Raw genomic sequence first — 347 nt, forward strand, 5'->3', positions numbered from 1 at the left:
GAATCCTCGGCTCACCCGGCTTCGAGACGTTCGCAGAGCGACCTCCTCAACCGCCGGTGGTGGGGAGGTAGGTGGTCGAGGGGCCCCGCGAGGAACGAGCGGGGCGTCTCGAACCCCGGCCCGTCCTCGCTCAGCCGACCTCGGCGGCGAGCTTCACCTTCGCCGTCCGTTCGTCACCGCCGCGCAGGTAGGTCACCTCGATCGTGTCTCCCGGCTGGTGCGTGCGGATATTGACGATCAGCGAGACCCCGTCGGTGACCCGCACCCCCTCGACGGCGACGACGATGTCGCCCGACTCCAGGCCGGCGTCGTCGGCAGGTGCTCCGGAGGACACCTCGTCGATCGTG

1 protein-coding gene is annotated in these 347 nt (G+C 70.0%); it reads right to left on the bottom strand.

The features are described from left to right. Positions 1 to 130: 130 nt before the first annotated feature. Positions 131 to 347 (bottom strand): PDZ domain-containing protein (locus KSO97_RS17385; protein ID WP_232681904.1); only part of this gene is annotated, 217 nt, incomplete at its 5' end.

Source organism: Nocardioides sp. R-C-SC26 (genome assembly GCF_021246465.1).
GTDB lineage: Bacteria > Actinomycetota > Actinomycetes > Propionibacteriales > Nocardioidaceae > Nocardioides.